Raw genomic sequence first — 1,610 nt, forward strand, 5'->3', positions numbered from 1 at the left:
ATGAAGAAACATTTCATACATGAACCGAAGTTCATGATGTCTCCATAGAAAGGAGGTGATCCAGCCGCACCTTCCGATACGGCTACCTTGTTACGACTTCACCCCAATCATCTGTCCCACCTTAGGCGGCTGGCTCCTTACGGTTACCCCACCGACTTCGGGTGTTACAAACTCTCGTGGTGTGACGGGCGGTGTGTACAAGGCCCGGGAACGTATTCACCGCGGCATGCTGATCCGCGATTACTAGTGATTCCGGCTTCATGTAGGCGAGTTGCAGCCTACAATCCGAACTGAGAATAGTTTTATGGGATTAGCTCCACCTCGCGGTCTTGCAACCCTTTGTACTATCCATTGTAGCACGTGTGTAGCCCAGGTCATAAGGGGCATGATGATTTGACGTCATCCCCACCTTCCTCCGGTTTGTCACCGGCAGTCACCTTAGAGTGCCCAACTAAATGCTGGCAACTAAGATCAAGGGTTGCGCTCGTTGCGGGACTTAACCCAACATCTCACGACACGAGCTGACGACAACCATGCACCACCTGTCACTCTGTCCCCGAAGGGAAAGCCCTATCTCTAGGGTTGTCAGAGGATGTCAAGACCTGGTAAGGTTCTTCGCGTTGCTTCGAATTAAACCACATGCTCCACCACTTGTGCGGGCCCCCGTCAATTCCTTTGAGTTTCAGCCTTGCGGCCGTACTCCCCAGGCGGAGTGCTTAATGCGTTAACTTCAGCACTAAAGGGCGGAAACCCTCTAACACTTAGCACTCATCGTTTACGGCGTGGACTACCAGGGTATCTAATCCTGTTTGCTCCCCACGCTTTCGCGCCTCAGCGTCAGTTACAGACCAGAAAGTCGCCTTCGCCACTGGTGTTCCTCCAAATCTCTACGCATTTCACCGCTACACTTGGAATTCCACTTTCCTCTTCTGCACTCAAGTTTCCCAGTTTCCAATGACCCTCCCCGGTTGAGCCGGGGGCTTTCACATCAGACTTAAGAAACCGCCTGCGCGCGCTTTACGCCCAATAATTCCGGACAACGCTTGCCACCTACGTATTACCGCGGCTGCTGGCACGTAGTTAGCCGTGGCTTTCTGGTTAGGTACCGTCAAGGTGCCAGCTTATTCAACTAGCACTTGTTCTTCCCTAACAACAGAGCTTTACGACCCGAAGGCCTTCATCGCTCACGCGGCGTTGCTCCGTCAGACTTTCGTCCATTGCGGAAGATTCCCTACTGCTGCCTCCCGTAGGAGTCTGGGCCGTGTCTCAGTCCCAGTGTGGCCGATCACCCTCTCAGGTCGGCTACGCATCGTCGCCTTGGTGAGCCGTTACCTCACCAACTAGCTAATGCGCCGCGGGCCCATCTGTAAGTGATAGCCGAAGCCATCTTTCAACTAAGGAACAGGAGTTCCGAAGTAGCATCCGGTATTAGCTCCGGTTTCCCGAAGTTATCCCAGTCTTACAGGCAGGTTGCCCACGTGTTACTCACCCGTCCGCCGCTAACTTGCAGGAGCAAGCTCCTACAAGTCCGCTCGACTTGCATGTATTAGGCACGCCGCCAGCGTTCGTCCTGAGCCAGGATCAAACTCTCCATAATAGATTGTTTATCT

The 1,610-nt window shown here is 53.5% G+C and carries 1 rRNA gene; it reads right to left on the reverse strand.

The features are described 5' to 3' along the window. Positions 1-48: 48 nt before the first annotated feature. Positions 49-1,597, reverse strand: a 16S ribosomal RNA gene (locus J5Y03_RS19675). Positions 1,598-1,610 lie beyond the last annotated feature (13 nt).

It is taken from the genome of Gottfriedia endophytica (genome assembly GCF_017814275.1).
Classification (GTDB): domain Bacteria; phylum Bacillota; class Bacilli; order Bacillales; family Bacillaceae_G; genus Gottfriedia; species Gottfriedia endophytica.